Genomic DNA, 18,249 nt, shown 5'->3' with positions numbered 1-18,249 from the left:
GGCGTAGGCTTAACGCAAACGCGGCACCTGCGCGGGCGCATCGGGATCGCGGCTCAGCGCGGGCGGTTTCGGCCCGCCGCAGGCCCAATCCAGCAGTTCGACGCTATGCACCACAGGCACCCCGGTGCCCGATCCGATCTGCATCATGCAGCCGATGTTGCCCGCCGCGATGACGTCTGGGGATTTCGCCTCTAGCGTCTTGATCTTGCGTTCTTTCAGCTTTGCCGAAATCTCGGGCTGCATCAGGTTATAGGTGCCCGCCGAGCCGCAGCAGAGGTGACTGTCCGCCGGTTCTACCACCGTAAATCCCGCCTGTTTTAGCAGCGTCTTCGGCGTGGCCTTGATCTGTTGCCCATGTTGCAGCGAACAGGCCGCGTGATAGGCGACGACCATGCCCTGCTCAGCCGGTTCGACAAAGGGCAGGTCCAACTCCGCGAGCAACTCCGTCACATCCTTTGCCAAGGCCGAAACCCGCGCGGCATCCTCTGTCAGTGGGTCATTGCGGAACATATGGCCGTAGTCCTTGACCGTGGTGCCGCAGCCCGAGGTGTTGATCACGATGGCATCCAGCCCCTTGCCGTCCATCTCAGCACACCACGCGCGGATGTTGCGGGCGGCATGGGCGTGGCTTTCATCGGTCTTGCCCATGTGATGGGTCAGCGCGCCGCAACAGCCCGCGCCTTCGGCTACCACCACTTCGCAGCCCGCGCGGGTCAGCAACCGGATCGTGGCGTCATTAATATCGGTGTTCAGGGCCTTTTGCGCGCAGCCGGTCATCAGGGCCACACGCCGCAGCGGTTTGCCCTGAGCCGGGAAGCTTTGCGGATCGTCATTGCGGCTGACCGGAGGGATCGTTTTTGGCGCCATCTCAAGCATTGCGCGCAGCCGGGCGTCGGGCATCAGCCGCGCGAAAGGCCGCCCGATCTTGGCCCCCAATAGCGCCAGTCGAAAGCGTGTCGGATAGGGCAGGATCCGCGCCAGCATCCAGCGCAGCGCGCGTTCGCCTAGGGGCCGTTTATACCGTTCCTCGATATAGCTGCGGGCGTGATCGACCAGATGCATGTAATGCACGCCCGAGGGGCAGGTCGTCATACAGGCAAGGCAGGACAGGCAGCGGTCGATGTGCTGGACCGTCTTTGGGTCAGGATCACGGTCATTCTCAAGCATGTCCTTGATCAGGTAAATACGCCCGCGCGGGCTGTCCAACTCATCGCCCAAGACCTGATAGGTCGGGCAGGTCGCCGTGCAGAAACCGCAGTGCACACAGGCGCGCAGAATGTCGTTGCTGCGCTGCGTGTCAGGATCCTGCAATTGCTCGGGGGTAAAGGTGGTTTGCATGGATGCTCCGTTACTATGTGCTGCGCATCAGATTGGCGAGGACAAGGCCGAACCAAGGAACCGTCGTGCCTACGGCCCCCAAAACCCCGCTCCACCGGCGCATGGCGGGGCGCGGATCGGCGCGGCGCAGTGCTTGGACCACCAGCGCGATCACCCCGATCCAAGCGGCCCAGAGGGTGAGGGCGATGACCCCCAGCAACCACGGGCTGTCGCTCCAATAGCGCAGCAGTCCATAGCGCAGGCCGGTGGCGAATAAAAAGGCGGCCAAGACCATCGCCCCCAAGGTGCGGACGGCCCGCAGGGAAGGCGGCACGGCGATCAACGCCTTGAACAGAAACGGGCCGATCAGAAAAACGATGAGAAAGACCAGCACCAATGTCATGGGGTCAGCGCCAAGGCTTCGGCGTTGAAGATGCCTCGCGGGTCGAACTTGGCCCTCAGCCCCGCCGTCAACCGCGCCACGCCCGGCGCTTCGGGTTCCTGCCGGGGCAGCAGAGTCTGCGCCGCGCTTTCGGCCCGCAATTGGGTCGCGTGACCGTCATACCGCCCCAACCGCGCGCGCAGGTCGGTGCCGGGCGCCATGCGCAGCCAGATCAGCCCCCCGGCCCAGTCATAAAGATGTGCCTCGGCCCCGGCTTTTGCCGCCAGCGCGGGGGCCTCGGTCGGGCGGCAGTGCACCCGCCAGACATCCCCCGCCGCCCCATGAAAGGCCGCAACATCGCGCAAATCGCGCCAGAGGGTCGCGGAGGGCTCTGCGTCCAGCACCTCAAGCTCGGCCCCCGTTGCGGCCAGCAAATCCTTCAGCCGCCCCGTCCGGTAGGAGACCGAGGTCTCAAACCCCTCCAACCGCAGAAACGACCGCCCCTGCGCCGGATCATGTGCCGCGCCGGTAACCTCAAAGGGGCTGCGCATGGCCAGCGCCATGGCGGCGATGGCAGCGGCGTCGTCCAGCCCCGAAAGCACGAGCGTTGCGCTGGTTTCCGGGGTGGGCAGCACCTTTAGCGACACCTCGGTCACGGCCCCCAAGGTTCCGCGCGACCCGGCCATCAACTTGACCAGATCATAGCCGGTGACGTTCTTCATCACCCGGCCCCCGTTTTTGATAACGTTCCCCTGCCCATCGACAAAGCGCACGCCCAGAAGGAAATCCCGCGCTGCGCCGATGGCAAGCCGCCGCGGGCCGCTAACGTTGGCCGCAAAGATCCCGCCGATGGTCGGCGTGCCGCTGCGGCCCATAAGCGCGCGGTGGTCCATCGGTTCAAAGGCCAGCCGCTGCCCTTCGGCGGCCAGTGTCGTCTCAATCTCGGAGACTGGCGTCCCCGCCTGCGCCACCAGCGTCAGCGCGCCCGGCTCATAGAGGCTGATGCCCCGCAATCCGGCAAGCGACAGGTCCGCCCCCGGCCCGGCCATGCCGCGCGTATTGCCACCCCGCAGGGACAAGGGCGCCTGCGCGGATCGGATCGCCTCGACCACTTCTGCTTCAGTCGTTACCGTCACGCGGCCACCGACGCGCCGCTGCCGCGCCGCCCTTCCGTGACATCCAAAGGAAAGACCTTGGCCGGGTTCAACAGCCACGTCGGATCAAACACGTCTTTCACCGCCAACTGCGCCTCCAGATCCGCCGGGGCATATTGCACATGCATCAGATCGCGCTTTTCGATGCCGACGCCATGCTCTCCGGTCAGACAGCCGCCCGCCTCAACACAAAGCCGCAGGATATCCGCGCCGAAGGCTTCGCATTTTTCCAGATCGCCGGGTTTGTTGGCATCAAACAGAATCAGCGGGTGCATATTGCCGTCGCCTGCGTGAAAGACGTTGCCGACTTTAAGGCCATAGCTGTCCGACATCTCGCCAATGCGCCGCAGCACCATCGGCAGCTCGTTCACCGGGATCGTGCCATCCAGACACATGTAGTCGTTGATCTGCCCCATCGCACCGAAGGCCGATTTGCGCCCCAGCCAGATCGCCGCGCTTTCTTCGGCGCTGGTGCTTTCGCGCAGTTCCACCGGGTTGTGGCGGCGGGCGATCTCGGTGATCAGGGCAAGCTGGTGATCGATCTCGGCGTCGGAGCCTTCGACCTCGACGATCAGCAGCGCCTCGCACATCGGGTAGCCTGCATGGGCGAAAGCCTCCGTCGCCTCGATACAGGGGCGGTCCATGAATTCGATCGCCACCGGCAGCACCCCGGCCTTGATGATGTCGCTGACACAGGCCCCCGCCACGGCGTTATCGTCAAAGCCCATCAGCACGGGCCGCGCGCCTTCGGGTTTGGGCAGAATCCGCAGCGTTGCCTCTGTCACCACGCCCAGCTGACCTTCGGAGCCGCAGACCAGCCCCAGAAGGTCCAGCCCGCCTGCATCCATATAGCCCCCACCGATTTCAACCACGTCGCCATCCATCATCACCATCGTGACGCCCAGCAGGTTGTTCGTGGTGACCCCGTATTTCAGACAATGCGCCCCGCCTGAATTCATCGCGATATTGCCCGCGATGGCGCAGGCCAACTGGCTGGAAGGGTCTGGCGCGTAGAAGAAGCCATCCTCCTCTACCGCGCCGGTCACGCTGAGATTGGTGCGCCCGGTCTGCACCCGCATGAGCCGGTTGTCATAGTCTACCTCAAGCACCTCGGCCATGCGGGCCACCCCCAGCACAACACTATCGGCTGTGGGCAGCGCCCCACCGGCGAGCGAGGTGCCCGATCCGCGCGGCACGACAGGCACGCCCTCCTCATGACATATCCGCAGCACGGTGGAGACTTCTTGGGTGCTGGCCGGAAGGGTCACGGCCAAAGGGGGGCATTTATAGGCTGTGAGCGCGTCGCATTCATAGGCGCGGGTCTCATGCGGGTCGTCAATCACGGCATTGCGGGGCAGCGCCGCACGCAGCCGCGCCACGACTCGCGCCTTGCGCGCAATGATCCCGGCATCCGGTGTTGGCATCTGCATCGCGGTCCCTCCTCTTGACCCGCAGCATAAAGACTATGCCACAGGTTTGACCAGACTGCCGCGCGCTTGGTGCAATTGCACCACTAATTTGCAGCCTCACGGTGAATTGCGCGGAGCCGCGCTGTGCTTACCTTGGAACCCTTCCGAAATGCGCTATATTCAGTTTGTTGTTTTATTGGTGCCACATGTTCAAACGCAGCCTCATTCTCATCCTATTGGCTTTTGCCATGCCGGCCTTGGCCGATCCGCCAGACATTTTGAATGTCACGGTCGATCGACAGGGGGATCTGTGGAAATTTGACGTTACCATCCGCCACAACGACAGCGGTTGGGATCACTATGCCGATGCTTGGCGCATTCTGGACCCCGAGGGGGAGCCTTTGGGCACGCGCAATCTGGCGCATCCGCACACCAAAGAGCAGCCTTTCACCCGTTCGCTGTCGGGCGTGCGCATCCCTGATGGGATGACTGAGGTCAGCATTCAGGCGCGCGACAGTGTGAGTGGCTGGTCGCCGGAATTGGTGACGATCCCGCTGCCCTGACCCCGCCCCTTGATCCCTAAGCCTCAGACCCGGTGATAAGGCCCGCCCGATAGTATCGCGGCGGCGCGGTATAGCTGTTCGGCCAGCATGACCCGCACCAGCATATGCGGCCAGACCATCTTGCCAAAGGAGAGCGCGTGATCCGCCTCGGCGCGGAGACTGGGATCAATGCCATCCGCCCCGCCGATGACAAAGGCCAAATCGCCCCGCCCGGCATCACGCCATGTGCCAAGACGTTCGGCGAAAGCGGGGGAGGTTTCGACCTTGCCGCGCTCATCCAACACGCAGATCACCGCCCCTTGGGGGATGGCGCGCCGCAGCAGAACGGCCTCGGCAGCCATGCCGCCGTTTTTCTTATCTTCCATCTCGACCACACGCGCAGGACCAAGGCCCAGACCGCGCCCGGTCCGGTCGAACCGGGTGAGATAATCATCGACAAGAGTTTTTTCGGGACCGGCGCGAAGCCGGCCCATGGCGCAGAGATGTACCCGCATGGCTTAGTCCCGCAAAAGCAGGATCAGTGCGGCATGACCGCAGCCGCGTCTTCGCCGCCCAGCCACATCTTTTCGAGCTGGTAGAACTCACGCACTTCGGGGCGGAAGACATGCACAACAACGTCGCCTGTGTCGATCAAGACCCAGTCGCCGGTTTCGCGGCCTTCCATCTTGGACGTACGTCCGGTGGCGTCTTTGACGGCCTGCGCCAGCTTTTCCGAGATCGCCGAAACCTGCCGCGTGGAGCGGCCCGAGCAGATCACCATATAGTCGCCGATGGCCGTTTTGCCGCGCAGATCGATCTGCACGATGTCTTCGGCCTTGTCGTCATTCAGCGAGGAAAGGATAAGCGCCAGCAGGTCGTCGCTGGTTGCGATTTGCGAGGCGGCAGTCATTGCGGCCCCATGGTCAGCAGCCTGCGCTGCGTCAACGTTAAGAGACAGGACATTGTCCTCCTTCGTAATGCACCGCCAATGCTGAACGCTTGCCCCGGTGCCGAGCCCCCCTAATTTAGCGATATAGGCCAGATTTTTCAATGGACCCTATGCGCTCCGCGTGAACCGGGGCGCAAATCCCCGCCTAGTCAGGCAAATTCTCTGCCGCCGCCACCCTTGAGAGCGCCAATTGACTGTCTTCGATGACTTTCACCTCGCGCTGCGGGAAGGGGATGGAAATGTCGTTTTCCTTGAACGCATCCCAAAGCGCCAGATAGACATTGCCGCGAATGTTGGTCAGCCCGCCGGTCGGATCCTTGATCCAGAAGCGCAGGATGTAATCCACCGACGAATTGCCAAACCCGACGATATGGCAAACGGGCGCCTTGTAGCTTAACACCCGGTCGACGCCCTTGGCCGCATCGACCGCCAGTTTGCGCACCACATGCGGATCATCCGAATAGGCTGTGCCGAAATAGATATCGAGGCGCACAAAGTCATTGGAATGCGACCAGTTCACCACTTGGCCAGTGATCAGGTCTTCGTTCGGGATCAGGTATTCTTTGCCGTCCCGCGTGACCACAGAGGCATAGCGCGCGCCCAGTGTCTGGATCCAGCCAAAGGTCTCCCCCAGACTGATCACGTCGCCCGGTTTGATCGACTTATCGAGCAGAATGATCACGCCCGAGACGAGGTTCGACACCACCTTTTGCAGACCAAAACCAAGGCCCACACCGATCGCACCCGAGAGCACCGCCAGCCCCGTCAGATCAATCCCCACGGCCCGCACACCGATAAAGAACGCCAAACCATAGAGCAGGATCTGCACGCCCTTTACCGCCAGCACTTGCATCGACGGGCTGATGTCTTCGTTTTTACGGATCGTCGCGGCGGTTGTCGTGCTGGCAAGCCGCGCCATGGTCAGCAACGCGCCGACCACCACCAAAGCCGTCAGGACGGTCAATACCGACAGCCGGAACTCCCCAATCGTCAGCGCCACGTCATCCAGAAACACCGCCACATCGTCCGCGACATTCAGCATGTAGAGCGTGGCATAGATCCACAGCCCCCATGTCACCATGCGCCGTAGGGGGCGGTTGCGCACCAGACGCGCGGCAAAGGCGATGCCGACATAGATCGCCGCCAGCGTCGCCGCCAATCCGATGAGATACGACCGCGATGGCCAAGTGACGTTCTGCATCACCTGATACAAAAGCCCCGCCAGCAGGGCGAACCAGATCAGCCCCAGCCGTCGCTTGACCTGCACCACCACCCGCAACTGCCACTTGGACCACCCTTCGCGCGAGCGGACCCAGTTTTGCAGCATCACACCGGTGACCCGATGCAGGATCCACGCCAGCGCAACCAAGGCCAGCAAGATCAAAATCTGGTTCTGCCGCCAACCGGGGCTTAGGACGCTCTCACCAAAGCCGAGCACCCCATCGAACAAAGCCTGAAGCGATAGAAGGAAGTTCGAGAAAGGGTGGGACTCAGGGATCATGTACGGCCTTTGCAACTCAGGAAGATCACGGTTGCACAGGCTCCTCGCCAGAGCAAGAACCGCCGCGCGACCGGCCCCGCACACCGCCCCACGATGCCACCTTGCGAGACTCGCTCAGGGTCTATATCCAAGGCCCCATGATACTGGTGTTTGATCTTTGCGACCGTGCGCGTCTGCGCGAACGCTTTTTCGGCGCGACGCATAGCGTTCTGGCCCGACTATAAGCCAGCCCTCTCAGCCACACCCATAGCCATTCCAAACCACGGGAGAGGACCATCATGTCCCCCAAGACGCTTTACGATAAAATCTGGGACGCCCATGTCGTCCACGAAGCCGATGACGGCACTTGCTTGCTTTATATCGACCGTCACCTCGTCCACGAAGTGACCAGCCCGCAGGCCTTTGAAGGGCTGCGCATGTCGGGCCGTACCGTGCGCGCGCCGGACAAGACCATCGCCGTGCCGGATCACAACGTGCCAACCACCGAAGGCCGCGAAGACCCCGAGGCGATGACCGAGGACAGCCGCATTCAGGTTTCCGCGCTCGACAAAAACGCGCGTGAGTTCGGCGTGCACTACTACCCCGTCTCGGACGTGCGCCAAGGCATCGTGCATATCGTCGGCCCCGAACAGGGCTGGACCCTGCCCGGCATGACCGTCGTCTGCGGCGACAGCCACACCGCGACCCACGGCGCTTTCGGCGCGCTGGCGCATGGCATCGGCACCTCCGAGGTTGAGCACGTCCTTGCCACCCAGACGCTGATCCAGCGCAAGGGCAAGAACATGAAGGTCGAGATCACCGGCAAGCTGCGCCCCGGCGTCACGGCCAAGGACATCACCCTTTCCGTCATCGGCGCCACCGGAACGGCAGGCGGCACCGGCTATGTCATCGAATATTGCGGCGAAGCGATCCGCGACCTGTCGATGGAAGGCCGCATGACCGTCTGCAACATGGCGATCGAAGGCGGCGCGCGCGCGGGCCTTATCGCACCTGACGAAAAGACTTTTGAGTATTGCAAAGGCCGCCCCCACGCTCCGAAAGGCGCACAATGGGAAGCGGCGATGGACTGGTGGAAAACGCTCTACTCCGACGACGACGCCCACTTCGACAAGGTCGTCACGCTCAAGGGCGAAGACATCGCACCAGTCGTCACATGGGGCACCTCGCCCGAGGACGTGCTGCCGATCACTTCGGTCGTTCCTGCGCCCGAGGACTTCAAAGGCGGCAAGGTCGACGCGGTGAAACGCGCGCTGGAGTATATGGACCTGACACCGGGCCAGAAACTGACCGACATCCAGATCGACACCGTCTTTATCGGCTCCTGCACCAATGGCCGCATCGAAGACCTGCGCGCCGCTGCCGCCGTGCTGAAAGGCAAGAAGATCAAAGACGGTTTGCGGGCCATGGTCGTGCCCGGCTCGGGCCTTGTGCGCGCACAGGCCGAGGAAGAAGGACTGGCGGACATCTTCCGCGAGGCCGGTTTCGAATGGCGCCTTGCGGGTTGTTCGATGTGTTTGGCGATGAACCCCGATCAGCTCGCCCCCGGCGAACGCTGCGCGGCCACGTCGAACCGTAACTTCGAAGGGCGTCAGGGCTATAAAGGCCGCACGCACCTCGTATCGCCCGGCATGGCCGCGGCGGCTGCTCTCACCGGTCACCTGACCGACGTGCGCGAATTGGCGTGACCGACCGGGGCGTGGATACCGGGCGCGTTGCGCAGGGCTCAGTCGGCCTTGCGCAACTCGCTGCCAGACTTCAGCACTTCGCTGCCGTCGTCTTGTTCGATCTTATAGGCCGGTTCGTCATCGCTCGCTTTGCGGGTCACCTCGCTGCCCTGCAGCTTCAGCGTGATCTTCTGCGTGTATTTCTTGACGATCTTGCCGGTCCCAGTGCCATTGCCCCAGTCCCATTCCACTTTCGTGCCGGTTTGGTACGTCATGCCATGCCCTCCTGATACCCCATTTGCCTAGAACGCGCCGGTCAGCGGCGCGGTTCCCGCAATCTCCGAAGGATAACCCGATGGAAAAGTTTACAGAAATCACCGGCACCGCGGCTCCCATGCCGCTGGTGAACATCGACACCGACATGATCATCCCCAAGGTCTTTCTCAAAACGATCAAACGCTCGGGCCTTGGCGTGAACCTGTTCGACGAAATGCGCTATGACCGCGAAGGCAACGAAATCCCCGATTTCGTGCTGAACCAACCACAATACCGCGACGCGCAGATCCTCGTCGCAGGCGACAACTTCGGCTGCGGCTCCTCGCGCGAGCATGCGCCCTGGGCGATCAAAGATTTCGGCATCCGCTGCGTCATCGCGCCCAGCTTTGCGGACATCTTTCACAACAACTGCTTCAAGAACGGCATCCTGCCGATCGTCCTCCCGCAAGAGCAGGTCGATGTGCTGATGAAGGACGCCGAAAAGGGCTCCAACGCGCGGATGACCATCGACCTCGAAGGTCAAACCGTCACAACCTCAGACGGTGAGAAATTCCCGTTTGAAGTCGATGCCTTCAAAAAGCACTGCCTGCTCAACGGTCTGGACGACATCGGCCTGACGCTTGAAAAGGGCACGGCGATCGACACCTATGAGGATTCGCTCAACCAGAGCCGTCCTTGGGTCTAAGGGCCATTTCTAAACTCAACTTGTGGGCGTAAATCCAGCGCCCACAAGATGTTGCGGCCTGCCATCAACCTGCCACGAAATTGATGCAAGAACGCACCACCCTTTCCCTCAAAATACCCCAGAACCCTGCTCTTTTCCACGCGGAGCCTTGAGGCGCGCGCGGAAAGAAGGCAAAAATTGGACAATAATGAGGCGAGCCCCAGCAACCGGGGCCATCAAGTTGGAACAAGCACGCGGCAATGTATCGCGTCTGGCCAGTTTGGAAGGGCAGAGCAGTGATCGGACGAATGACAGGCGCGGCGACGCGTGGCCTATTGGTGGCGCTATTGATAGCCACACCTGCGCTCCTTTTGCCGGGCGCCGATGCGGAATCGAGCCAGATCACCCTGCTCCTCGCCTGTATCGCGTCGATTTTGACCTTCATGGAATACAACTCGCGCCAACCGAGCATCGTCGAATTTCGCGATGCGCCACCCTTCAATCGGCTGCGCTTCATCAGCCTGCTGTTCACCATCGTCGTTCTGTCACTGATCGCACGGGGCCAAGCGGCCCCCACCCTGCTGACAGGCGCACTGACCTCGCTCGGCGTGATCTTGGGCAACGCGCTCGATTTCCCTTATTCTCCGGTGCGGCTGGTCGTGCTGATGATGCCCGCCGATGCCCCCTATGAGGCGGTCAATCTGATCCGCACGGCAGCGGGGCTGGCCTACCTCGTTTCGCTCATCGCATTGGCGACATTCGTGGTGCTGGTGCGGGTCATGGGCTGGCCCGCCCGCCAAGGCGCCTTTAACGTCTGGGTGAATCTGCCGCTCTTTGACCCAACCGCCGGGGGCGACGTGCTTTACCGTCTGCAACGCGATGCACGGATCAACATCGCGCTTGGGTTCTTGTTGCCCTTCATCATCCCCGCAGTGGTCAAGGCCACCGCCGATCTGCTAGATCCGATCTCACTGAGCAATCCGCAAACCATGATCTGGACAATAAGCGCATGGGCATTCCTTCCGGCCAGTATGATTATGCGGGGCATCGCCATGGGGCGCGTGGCCGAGATGATCCACGACAAACGCCGCCGCGCCTACGCCGAAGCGCATATGCAGGCCGCCTGATCAGACTGCTGCTGGCGTTTTTCCTGCTGACTGGTTTCGCACAGGCCGAGCCGCTGCGCATCGCCACCTTCAACACCGAATTGTCACGCAAAGGGCCGGGCATTCTGCTGCGCGACATCCTGCGCGGCGATGACCCAAGCATCGCTTCGGTGGTGCAGACCATCGCCGCCGCCGATCCCGATATCATCGCCCTCCAAGGCATTGACTACGATCTCGAATGCAGCGCCCTTAATGCCCTCGCCGATGCCCTCACCGCCGCAGGCGCGCCCTACCCCCACCGCTTTGCCGCACCCCCCAACGCAGGCCGCCAAAGCGATGTAGATCTGAACGGTGACGGCAAGCTCGGTGGCCCGCGCGACGCCCAAGGCTATGGCCGTTTCTTTGGCCAAGGCGCCATGGCGCTCCTCTCACGCCACCCGATCCTGACAGAAGACCTACAGGACTTCAGCACCCTCATTTGGCGCGACCTCCCCGGCTCGCTCTACCCGATGATCGACGGCAAGCCCTTCGCCGGAGCCGAGGCCCACGCCACGCAACGTCTGTCGTCCAACAGCCACTGGGCCCTGCCCGTCCAGCTGCCCGACGGCCCAATCACCCTGCTGACCTACCACGCCACCCCGCCCGTTTTCGACGGCCCCGAAGACCGCAACGGCCGACGCAACCACGATGAAACAGCCTTCTGGTCTCACCACCTTGCCGGAGTGATCGGCACCCCGCCCCAAGATGCTTTCATCCTCCTCGGCGATGCCAACCTTGATCCTACGCGCGGTGAAGGACGCGGTGACGCCATCGCCAGGCTGCTCGCTCACCCCACCTTGCAAGACCCGCTGCCCGACCAATCTACAGTCGACTGGTCGCAAACCGGCCCGATGCGCGTCGACTACATCCTGCCCTCTCGCGACTGGCAGGTGCTCGACGCTGGCCTGATCTGGCCCGAGGGGGAAGACGCCAGCCGCCATGCACTGGTCTGGGTCGACCTCACCCGCTGACGCGCCGCTATCTTGACCCTTCGGAACCCGCAGGCTACCCAATCTCCAACCGTATTTTCAGGAGTTTCCCATGGCCAACCCATCCTTGCTCATCCTCCCCGGCGACGGCATCGGCCCCGAGGTTATGGCCCAGGTCACGCGCATCATCGATTGGTTCGGCGAAAAGCGCGATCTGGCCTTCGACGTAGAGCATGATCTGGTCGGCGGTGCGGCCTATGACAAACACGGCACGCCCCTGCACGACGACACGATGGCCCGCGCCCTCGAAGTCGACGCGGTGCTTCTGGGCGCCGTCGGCGGCCCGAAATACGACGACCTCGACTTCTCGGTCAAACCCGAACGCGGCCTTTTGCGCCTGCGCAAGGAAATGGACCTCTTCTCCAACCTGCGCCCAGCACAATGCTTTGACGCGCTGGCCGATTTCTCCTCGCTCAAGAAAGACATCGTCGCGGGCCTCGACATCATGATCGTGCGCGAACTGACCTCCGGCGTCTACTTCGGCGAACCGCGCGGCATCTTCGAGGAAGGCAACGAGCGCGTCGGCATCAACACGCAGCGCTACACCGAAAGCGAGATTGAGCGCGTCGCCCGCTCCGCCTTTGAACTCGCCCGCCGCCGGGGCAACAAAGTCTGCTCCATGGAAAAAGCCAATGTCATGGAAAGCGGCATCCTCTGGCGCGAAGTCACCCAACGGGTTCGTGACGCCGAATATCCCGATGTCGAACTTAGCCACATGTATGCCGACAACGGCGCCATGCAACTGGTCCGGGCCCCCAAACAATTCGACGTCATCGTCACCGATAACCTCTTCGGCGACATCCTCAGCGACTGCGCCGCCATGCTCACGGGCAGCCTCGGCATGCTGCCCTCCGCCAGCCTCGGCGCGCCCAATGCCGATGGCCGGCCCAAAGCCCTCTACGAGCCCGTCCACGGCTCCGCGCCCGACATCGCGGGCCAAGGCAAAGCCAACCCGATCGCCTGCATCCTCAGCTTCGCCATGGCGCTGCGCTATTCCTTCGACCAAGGCGAAGAAGCCGCGCGCCTGGAAAAAGCCGTTGAACAGGCACTGGCCGACGGCGCCCGCACCCCCGATCTGATGGGCCCCGAAGGCGGCACCCCCATCACGACCGAGGAAATGGGCAACGCGATCCTCAAAGCGCTCGACGCGAGCCTCTAAAGAACCGCGGCGGGGTTCACGCCCCGCCGCTTCCCCCTTCATTCTTTCTCAAATACCCGCGGGGGAGCAGCCAAAGGCTGCGGGGGCAGCGCCCCCAACTGCGCCCGATCTCCCCATCCGCACCGCAAAATCCCTACAACTGACCAATTGCCAATTACGCCACGCTGCGCTATGCGCTGCACATCGGTCGGGCTGTAGCGCAGCCTGGTAGCGCACCTGCTTCGGGAGCAGGGGGTCGGAGGTTCGAATCCTCTCAGCCCGACCAGATATCCCCCTGATACCAGCCTACGCCCAAACCTCGGCGCGCCCCGTTCCGCTTAGCCGTAGACCTTGATTAACATCCAAATCCCCATGCCCAGCATCATAACGTTCTCGGTGAGCGAGACGAACCCAAGCGGCACATTGCTTGAGCCACCCACACAGGCGCATTTCAGCTCGCGCTTGTCGACATAGACCGCCTTGATCACCGACACCGCGCCGATCGCGCCGATGACAATCGCGACGGGGGCCGACAGCCATGTCAGCGCGCCGGCTGTCATCAGGATACCGGCCAGCGCCTCGCCAAAGGGGTAGACCTTGCCATAGGGCACCCAACGCTGCGCCAGCAGGTCGTAGTTCAGGAACATCGTGGAAAAGCTCTCGATGTCCTGCAATTTTTGTACGGCGAGGAAACACATCGAGATCGAGATGAACCATTCAAATGCCCGCAGGGTGAAGATGCTGTCGAAGGCGTACCAAGAAAGGCCCAGTGCCATCAGGAAGGCCACGCCGAAAATGGCGATGACGGGCTGATAGCTGGTGTCCGACTGTTCTTCCTTGGGCTTGTCCAGACCGAAATGCACACGCAGATCGTCGTAGCCGCCTATCCGCTCACCATCGATAAAGGTCTGCGGCGTGGTTTCCACACCCTCTTTTGCCATGAAGGCGTCGGTCTCTTCGCGCGTGGTAAGGTGGTGATCTTCGACGTGATAGCCCTGCCGCTCCAGCAGGTCTTTAGACTTCAACCCAAAGGGACAGAGGTGCTGCTCCATCACCATGCGGTAAAGCTTTGCGGTCTTGTCCTGTCCTTCGGCCATCCTAGCCTCCTATTGCTTTTCCAAACGACGTGTCTGGGGAAGGAACAAGTTTCCAGCGCAGGAGAGTTCCGCAAAAGCGCCATTTTGCGCCACCGGGAACGGCCCTTGCGGGCATACATCCCCCGAGGAGCAAGGTTTCGTGACCTTCAGGTCACCTTGACAAGATGCGCGGCGGGGATCGTCACGGTCCAAGTCAGCGCGTCTTCACTGGTCACCGTATCCGCCGAGCCATTGACCATGGCGGGGGCCAATACGGAAAGCACCTTGCTGCCAAAGCCAGACGCTTTTTTGGCGGAAGAATCAAATGTGATGCCGGTCTCGACCCACTGGAAACGCAGACCGCCCTTTTCGGTGTGCGACCAATGGCACCGGATATCGCCGCGCCCGCCGCTCATCACACCGTATTTGGTGGAATTCGTCGCCAGTTCATGCAGCGCCATGCCGATCAATTGCAAAGCCTGCGGCCCCAATGCGACGGTGGGGCCTGCCACATCCACCCCCTTGCCTTGCAAATGCAAGAAGGGGTCCAATTGCGCCCGGACCAGTTGTGCAAGGTCCACAGAGGACCATCCACCATCAACCAGCAAATCGGTTGAACGGGCCAGCGCCTGAATACGGTCCCCGAAGGATTTGTTGAACTCCGCCAGCGAGGCGGCCGAACTCGCCGTTTGACGCTGCATCGCCGTCACCAAAGACAGCATGTTCTTGGCGCGGTGGATGACCTCGCGCGAGACGAGATCGCGCACCTCTTCGGCTTTGCGCGTCGCGGTCACATCGTGGTGGATATTCGAGATTGAAACGATATCCCCCGACAGCGTCCGGATGGGCGTGCAGGCGATTGTGACATGCCGCTCGGTGCCGTCCTTGGCGACCCGCACCGCATCGAACTGGCGCAACTTACCCGCCATAATCTGATCGCGATATTCAAGCACCCGTGTCGGCCAATCCAGCGGATACAAAAGCTCGACCGACCGGCCCAATGCCTCCTCTTCGGTATAGCCATAAAGCCGCTCGGCGGCGGGGTTCCAGCTGATGATACGGCCATCCATATCATAGGTCAGGATCGCTTCGCCCGTGGTGGCGACGAGGGCGGCAAAGGTTTCAGCACGCACATGGGCACGCTCGATATCGTCATGGGCCATGCGGCGCGTGGTGACATTGCGGTGCTGCAAAAGCAGACAGGGCGCGCCTTGGATTGTCATGCGGTTGGCGTTCAGCTGAAACCAGCGCCGCACGCCCGGCCCATCACAGGGGTATTCCCCCTCAAAGGCGGCACCGGTTCTCAATGCCTGTCGCAGCCCGTCCAGAACGGTTTCCGCCTGCACCACGGAATCCATCACCGCCGCTTTGCAGATGTCAAAGTAATTGGCCCCGACATAATGCGACCCGGCGTCCCCGCCGTTCTCTTCGCAAAAGATCTTCCACGCCATATTTACCGCGACAATCTCGCCGGTGGCGTCAAGGATGACCACTTCGTCGGTCATCGCCTCGATCAATTCATAATGGCTGGCGTCAAGCGTGACGCTTTGGCTGCTTTTCAACATATCCTCACCTTAGCGCGGATTCGGACCTGGCTAAAGTTAACTTAGGTTTAATCGTTAAGGCCAAATCCCTTATTTTAACGGGCTCCGACAGCGCCCCTCCTGCCCTTATGCCTGCGACCCGGCGCCGCTGCCCGGAAGGCTTGCAATCTGTGAAAATTCTGAAATAAGCCCCGCCATCCGGTCGCAGCCTACCCGGACATCAAAACAAGGGCCCCAGAATGAAAACACTTGTCATCTGCTCAGGCGGACTCGATTCCGTGTCGCTTGCGCATATCATCGCCGCTGAGCACCACCTCACCCGGCTTGTCTCCTTTGACTATGGTCAACGCCACCGCAAGGAGGTCGACTTCGCCGAAGCCGCCGCCAAGCGGCTGGGCGTGCCGTTCCACCTGATTGACATGCGCGGGATTGGTGCTGCGCTGTCAGGCTCCGCACTGACCGATGATATCGACGTGCCCGATGGGCATTACGCCGAAGACACGATGAAGATCACCGTCGTGCCAAACCGCAATGCGATCATGCTGTCGATCGGCTTTGGCATCGCAGCAGCACAGGGCGATGAGGCCGTGGCCACTGCCGTGCATGGCGGCGACCATTTCATCTATCCCGATTGCCGCCCCGGCTTTACCCGCGCCTTCGACGCAATGCAGCAGGCCGCACTCGAGGGTTATGCCGATGTGCGCCTGCACACGCCCTTCGTCGAGCAAAGCAAGGCCGAGATCGTCCGCCAAGGCGCGCGCCATGCCACGCCTTTCGCCGAGACGTGGTCTTGCTACAAAGGCGGCGCGGTCCATTGCGGGCGCTGCGGCACCTGTGTTGAGAGGCGCGAAGCCTTTCATTTGGCCGAGGTCACCGACCCGACGGTCTATGCCGACCCGGACTATTGGACCACGGCCCTCGCCACACGAGGGGAAGGCTGATGTTCCGTATTCGCAAGGAATTCCACTTCTCCGCCAGCCACCAGTTGACCCACCTGCCCGACGACCACCAATGCGCGCGGCTGCATGGGCACAACTATATCGTCGTGGTCGAACTGGCCGCCGAGACGCTCAATGCCGACGGTTTCGTGCGCGATTATCACGACCTGAAGCCGCTGAAGACCTATATCGACGATCACTTTGACCACCGACATTTGAACGATGTTCTCGACGGCCCCTCCACGGCCGAGAATATGGCAAAGCATTTCCACGATTGGTGCGCGGCGCGTTGGCCGGAAACCTGCGCAGTGCTGGTCAGCGAGACCCCCAAGACATGGGCGGAATACCGGCCATGAGCCTGCGCATAGCCGAGATTTTCGGCCCCACCATTCAGGGCGAAGGCGCGCTGATCGGGGAACCGACGGTATTCGTTCGCGCGGGCGGCTGTGACTATCGGTGTAGCTGGTGCGACAGCCTGCACGCCGTCGACAGCCAATACCGCCATAGCTGGGCCCCCATGTCCACCGAGGATATTTGGCGCCGGATCCGCAAACTCTCCAAGGATCAACCGCTGACCGTTTCCCTTTCCGGAGGCAACCCGGCAATTCAGGATTTCGGCCCGCTGATCCGGATGGGGCAGGCCACGGGCTACCGTTTCGCCTGCGAGACCCAAGGCTCCATCGCGCGCCCATGGTTTGCCGATCTTGATACGCTGGTGCTCTCTCCCAAACCGCCCTCAAGCGGTGAGACTGTCGATTGGGATGCCTTCGACGCCTGCCGGGCCTTCGGCGCTCAGGCGCGCCAACAGGTGATGAAGATCGTGATCTTCGATGAGATCGACTACCACTGGGCCCGCGAAGTGCATGCGCATCACCCCGATATCCCGCTCTACCTCCAGCCCGGCAATCCCGAGGTCGACCCCGCCACGCCGGTTGACCCGCAGGCGCTGGCCGACCGTCTGGGTTGGCTGACCGACCTTGCCATGACCGATCACTGGTTCGCCCCCCGCATCCTGCCGCAGCTTCATGTCCTGATCTGGGGCAACAAGCGCGGCGTCTGACCGATGGAGACACCTATGTCCGAAGACATCTACAGCAATCTCAAACAACTCGGCGGTGAGACCCGCATTCCCGCCAGCCCCGAAGAGGCCGAGTTGGAGCGGGTGCCGAACCCGCAGGCCGATGTGGCCTATAACGTGCGTTTCACCGCGCCCGAGTTCACCTCGCTCTGTCCGATGACCGGCCAGCCGGACTTTGCGCATCTGGTGATCGACTATGTGCCCGGCCCGTGGCTGGTGGAATCCAAATCGCTCAAACTCTTCCTGACCTCGTTCCGCAATCACGGCGCTTTCCATGAGGATTGCACGGTCTCCATCGCGCGCCGCTTGGCCGATTTCCTTGATCCGCAATGGCTGCGGATCGGCGGCTACTGGTATCCGCGCGGCGGCATTCCCATCGATGTGTTCTGGCAGACCGGCCCCCTGCCCGAAGGCGTCTGGATCCCCGATCAGGGCGTGCCGCCATACCGGGGCCGTGGCTGAGCGGGCACCGCCAACCCCACC

The 18,249-nt window shown here is 62.1% G+C and carries 20 protein-coding genes and 1 tRNA gene; 11 read left to right on the top strand and 10 right to left on the bottom strand.

Going from position 1 to position 18,249, the window contains the following annotated elements:
• Positions 1-9: 9 nt before the first annotated feature.
• Genes glcF through R1T45_RS06695 form a run of 4 tightly spaced genes read right to left on the bottom strand, consistent with a single transcriptional unit; the run spans position 10 to position 4,283 of the window.
• Entirely contained in the window at positions 10-1,338 is a 1,329-nt protein-coding gene (glcF, locus tag R1T45_RS06710; protein ID WP_317390456.1) for a glycolate oxidase subunit GlcF, read from the bottom strand.
• 13 nt (positions 1,339-1,351) lie between these two features.
• The gene (locus R1T45_RS06705) at positions 1,352-1,720 is read right to left on the bottom strand and encodes a hypothetical protein (protein WP_067631124.1); all 369 of its coding nucleotides are present in this window, start codon (positions 1,718-1,720) and stop codon (positions 1,352-1,354) included.
• Positions 1,717-2,835, bottom strand: coding sequence for an FAD-binding protein (locus R1T45_RS06700; RefSeq protein WP_317390455.1), 1,119 nt, complete (start codon positions 2,833-2,835; stop codon positions 1,717-1,719). The genes R1T45_RS06705 and R1T45_RS06700 overlap by 4 nt, the downstream gene beginning before the upstream one ends.
• Complete coding sequence (locus tag R1T45_RS06695; protein WP_317390454.1) at positions 2,832-4,283, bottom strand: FAD-linked oxidase C-terminal domain-containing protein; 1,452 nt, start codon at positions 4,281-4,283, stop codon at positions 2,832-2,834. The genes R1T45_RS06700 and R1T45_RS06695 overlap by 4 nt, the downstream gene beginning before the upstream one ends.
• A gap of 185 nt (positions 4,284-4,468) precedes the next feature.
• Here R1T45_RS06695 and R1T45_RS06690 point away from each other — a divergent pair, with 185 nt between their 5' ends.
• On the top strand, positions 4,469-4,825 hold the full coding sequence (locus tag R1T45_RS06690) for a hypothetical protein (RefSeq protein ID WP_317390453.1): 357 nt from the start codon (positions 4,469-4,471) through the stop codon (positions 4,823-4,825).
• Positions 4,826-4,848: 23 nt separating this feature from the next.
• Here the strand turns inward: R1T45_RS06690 and rlmH are convergent, their stop codons facing one another.
• From rlmH to R1T45_RS06675, 3 genes are all read right to left on the bottom strand, one after another.
• Complete coding sequence (gene rlmH, locus R1T45_RS06685) at positions 4,849-5,319, bottom strand: 23S rRNA (pseudouridine(1915)-N(3))-methyltransferase RlmH (RefSeq protein ID WP_067940986.1); 471 nt, start codon at positions 5,317-5,319, stop codon at positions 4,849-4,851.
• 23 nt (positions 5,320-5,342) lie between these two features.
• Positions 5,343-5,714: a ribosome silencing factor gene (rsfS, locus tag R1T45_RS06680; protein WP_067631153.1), complete on the bottom strand. Its 372-nt coding sequence runs from the start codon at positions 5,712-5,714 to the stop codon at positions 5,343-5,345.
• Between the two features lie 184 nt (positions 5,715-5,898).
• Complete coding sequence (locus R1T45_RS06675; protein ID WP_317390452.1) at positions 5,899-7,254, bottom strand: mechanosensitive ion channel family protein; 1,356 nt, start codon at positions 7,252-7,254, stop codon at positions 5,899-5,901.
• A 278-nt stretch (positions 7,255-7,532) separates the two neighbouring features.
• Between R1T45_RS06675 and leuC the strand changes: the two genes are divergently transcribed.
• On the top strand, positions 7,533-8,939 hold the full coding sequence (gene leuC, locus R1T45_RS06670) for a 3-isopropylmalate dehydratase large subunit (protein ID WP_067631105.1): 1,407 nt from the start codon (positions 7,533-7,535) through the stop codon (positions 8,937-8,939).
• 38 nt (positions 8,940-8,977) lie between these two features.
• On the opposite strand, the gene R1T45_RS06665 is transcribed toward leuC, so the two are convergent.
• Positions 8,978-9,193 carry a DUF2945 domain-containing protein gene (locus tag R1T45_RS06665; RefSeq protein ID WP_067631101.1) on the bottom strand — a complete coding sequence of 72 codons (216 nt, stop codon included), beginning with the start codon at positions 9,191-9,193 and terminating at the stop codon, positions 8,978-8,980.
• An 80-nt stretch (positions 9,194-9,273) separates the two neighbouring features.
• Between R1T45_RS06665 and leuD the strand changes: the two genes are divergently transcribed.
• The 5 genes from leuD (at position 9,274) to R1T45_RS06640 (ending at position 13,416) form a co-directional block, all read left to right on the top strand.
• Entirely contained in the window at positions 9,274-9,879 is a 606-nt protein-coding gene (gene leuD / locus R1T45_RS06660) for a 3-isopropylmalate dehydratase small subunit (RefSeq protein WP_120349936.1), read from the top strand.
• 275 nt (positions 9,880-10,154) lie between these two features.
• Complete coding sequence (locus tag R1T45_RS06655) at positions 10,155-10,985, top strand: hypothetical protein (RefSeq protein WP_120349935.1); 831 nt, start codon at positions 10,155-10,157, stop codon at positions 10,983-10,985.
• A complete protein-coding gene (locus R1T45_RS06650) occupies positions 10,868-11,974 on the top strand; it encodes an endonuclease/exonuclease/phosphatase family protein (RefSeq protein WP_317390451.1) in 1,107 nt (368 codons plus the stop codon). The genes R1T45_RS06655 and R1T45_RS06650 overlap by 118 nt, the downstream gene beginning before the upstream one ends.
• 70 nt (positions 11,975-12,044) lie before the next feature.
• Positions 12,045-13,151, top strand: coding sequence for a 3-isopropylmalate dehydrogenase (gene leuB, locus R1T45_RS06645; RefSeq protein WP_067939242.1), 1,107 nt, complete (start codon positions 12,045-12,047; stop codon positions 13,149-13,151).
• Between the two features lie 188 nt (positions 13,152-13,339).
• Positions 13,340-13,416, top strand: a tRNA-Pro gene (locus tag R1T45_RS06640).
• A gap of 52 nt (positions 13,417-13,468) precedes the next feature.
• Here R1T45_RS06640 and R1T45_RS06635 read toward each other — a convergent pair.
• Both R1T45_RS06635 and R1T45_RS06630 read right to left on the bottom strand, forming a co-directional pair.
• Positions 13,469-14,227, bottom strand: coding sequence for a MauE/DoxX family redox-associated membrane protein (locus tag R1T45_RS06635; RefSeq protein ID WP_132444061.1), 759 nt, complete (start codon positions 14,225-14,227; stop codon positions 13,469-13,471).
• 146 nt (positions 14,228-14,373) lie between these two features.
• Entirely contained in the window at positions 14,374-15,771 is a 1,398-nt protein-coding gene (locus R1T45_RS06630) for a sensor histidine kinase (protein WP_132444060.1), read from the bottom strand.
• A 218-nt stretch (positions 15,772-15,989) separates the two neighbouring features.
• On the opposite strand from R1T45_RS06630, the gene queC reads away from it, so the two are divergent.
• The 4 genes from queC to queF are packed head-to-tail and all read left to right on the top strand — an operon-like array spanning position 15,990 to position 18,228.
• Complete coding sequence (queC, locus tag R1T45_RS06625; protein WP_317390450.1) at positions 15,990-16,691, top strand: 7-cyano-7-deazaguanine synthase QueC; 702 nt, start codon at positions 15,990-15,992, stop codon at positions 16,689-16,691.
• On the top strand, positions 16,691-17,044 hold the full coding sequence (gene queD, locus R1T45_RS06620) for a 6-carboxytetrahydropterin synthase QueD (RefSeq protein ID WP_067939230.1): 354 nt from the start codon (positions 16,691-16,693) through the stop codon (positions 17,042-17,044). Before queC ends, queD begins: the two co-directional genes overlap by 1 nt.
• Complete coding sequence (queE, locus tag R1T45_RS06615; protein WP_132444058.1) at positions 17,041-17,748, top strand: 7-carboxy-7-deazaguanine synthase QueE; 708 nt, start codon at positions 17,041-17,043, stop codon at positions 17,746-17,748. The genes queD and queE overlap by 4 nt, the downstream gene beginning before the upstream one ends.
• A gap of 15 nt (positions 17,749-17,763) precedes the next feature.
• A complete protein-coding gene (gene queF / locus R1T45_RS06610) occupies positions 17,764-18,228 on the top strand; it encodes a preQ(1) synthase (protein WP_067624216.1) in 465 nt (154 codons plus the stop codon).
• Positions 18,229-18,249: the final 21 nt, after the last annotated feature.

It is taken from the genome of Sulfitobacter sp. LC.270.F.C4 (assembly GCF_032922545.1).
In the GTDB taxonomy this organism is placed as follows: domain Bacteria; phylum Pseudomonadota; class Alphaproteobacteria; order Rhodobacterales; family Rhodobacteraceae; genus Sulfitobacter; species Sulfitobacter profundi.
The sequence above is the reverse complement of the archived record's forward strand: the minus strand, read 5'-3'. Positions and strand labels throughout refer to the sequence as shown.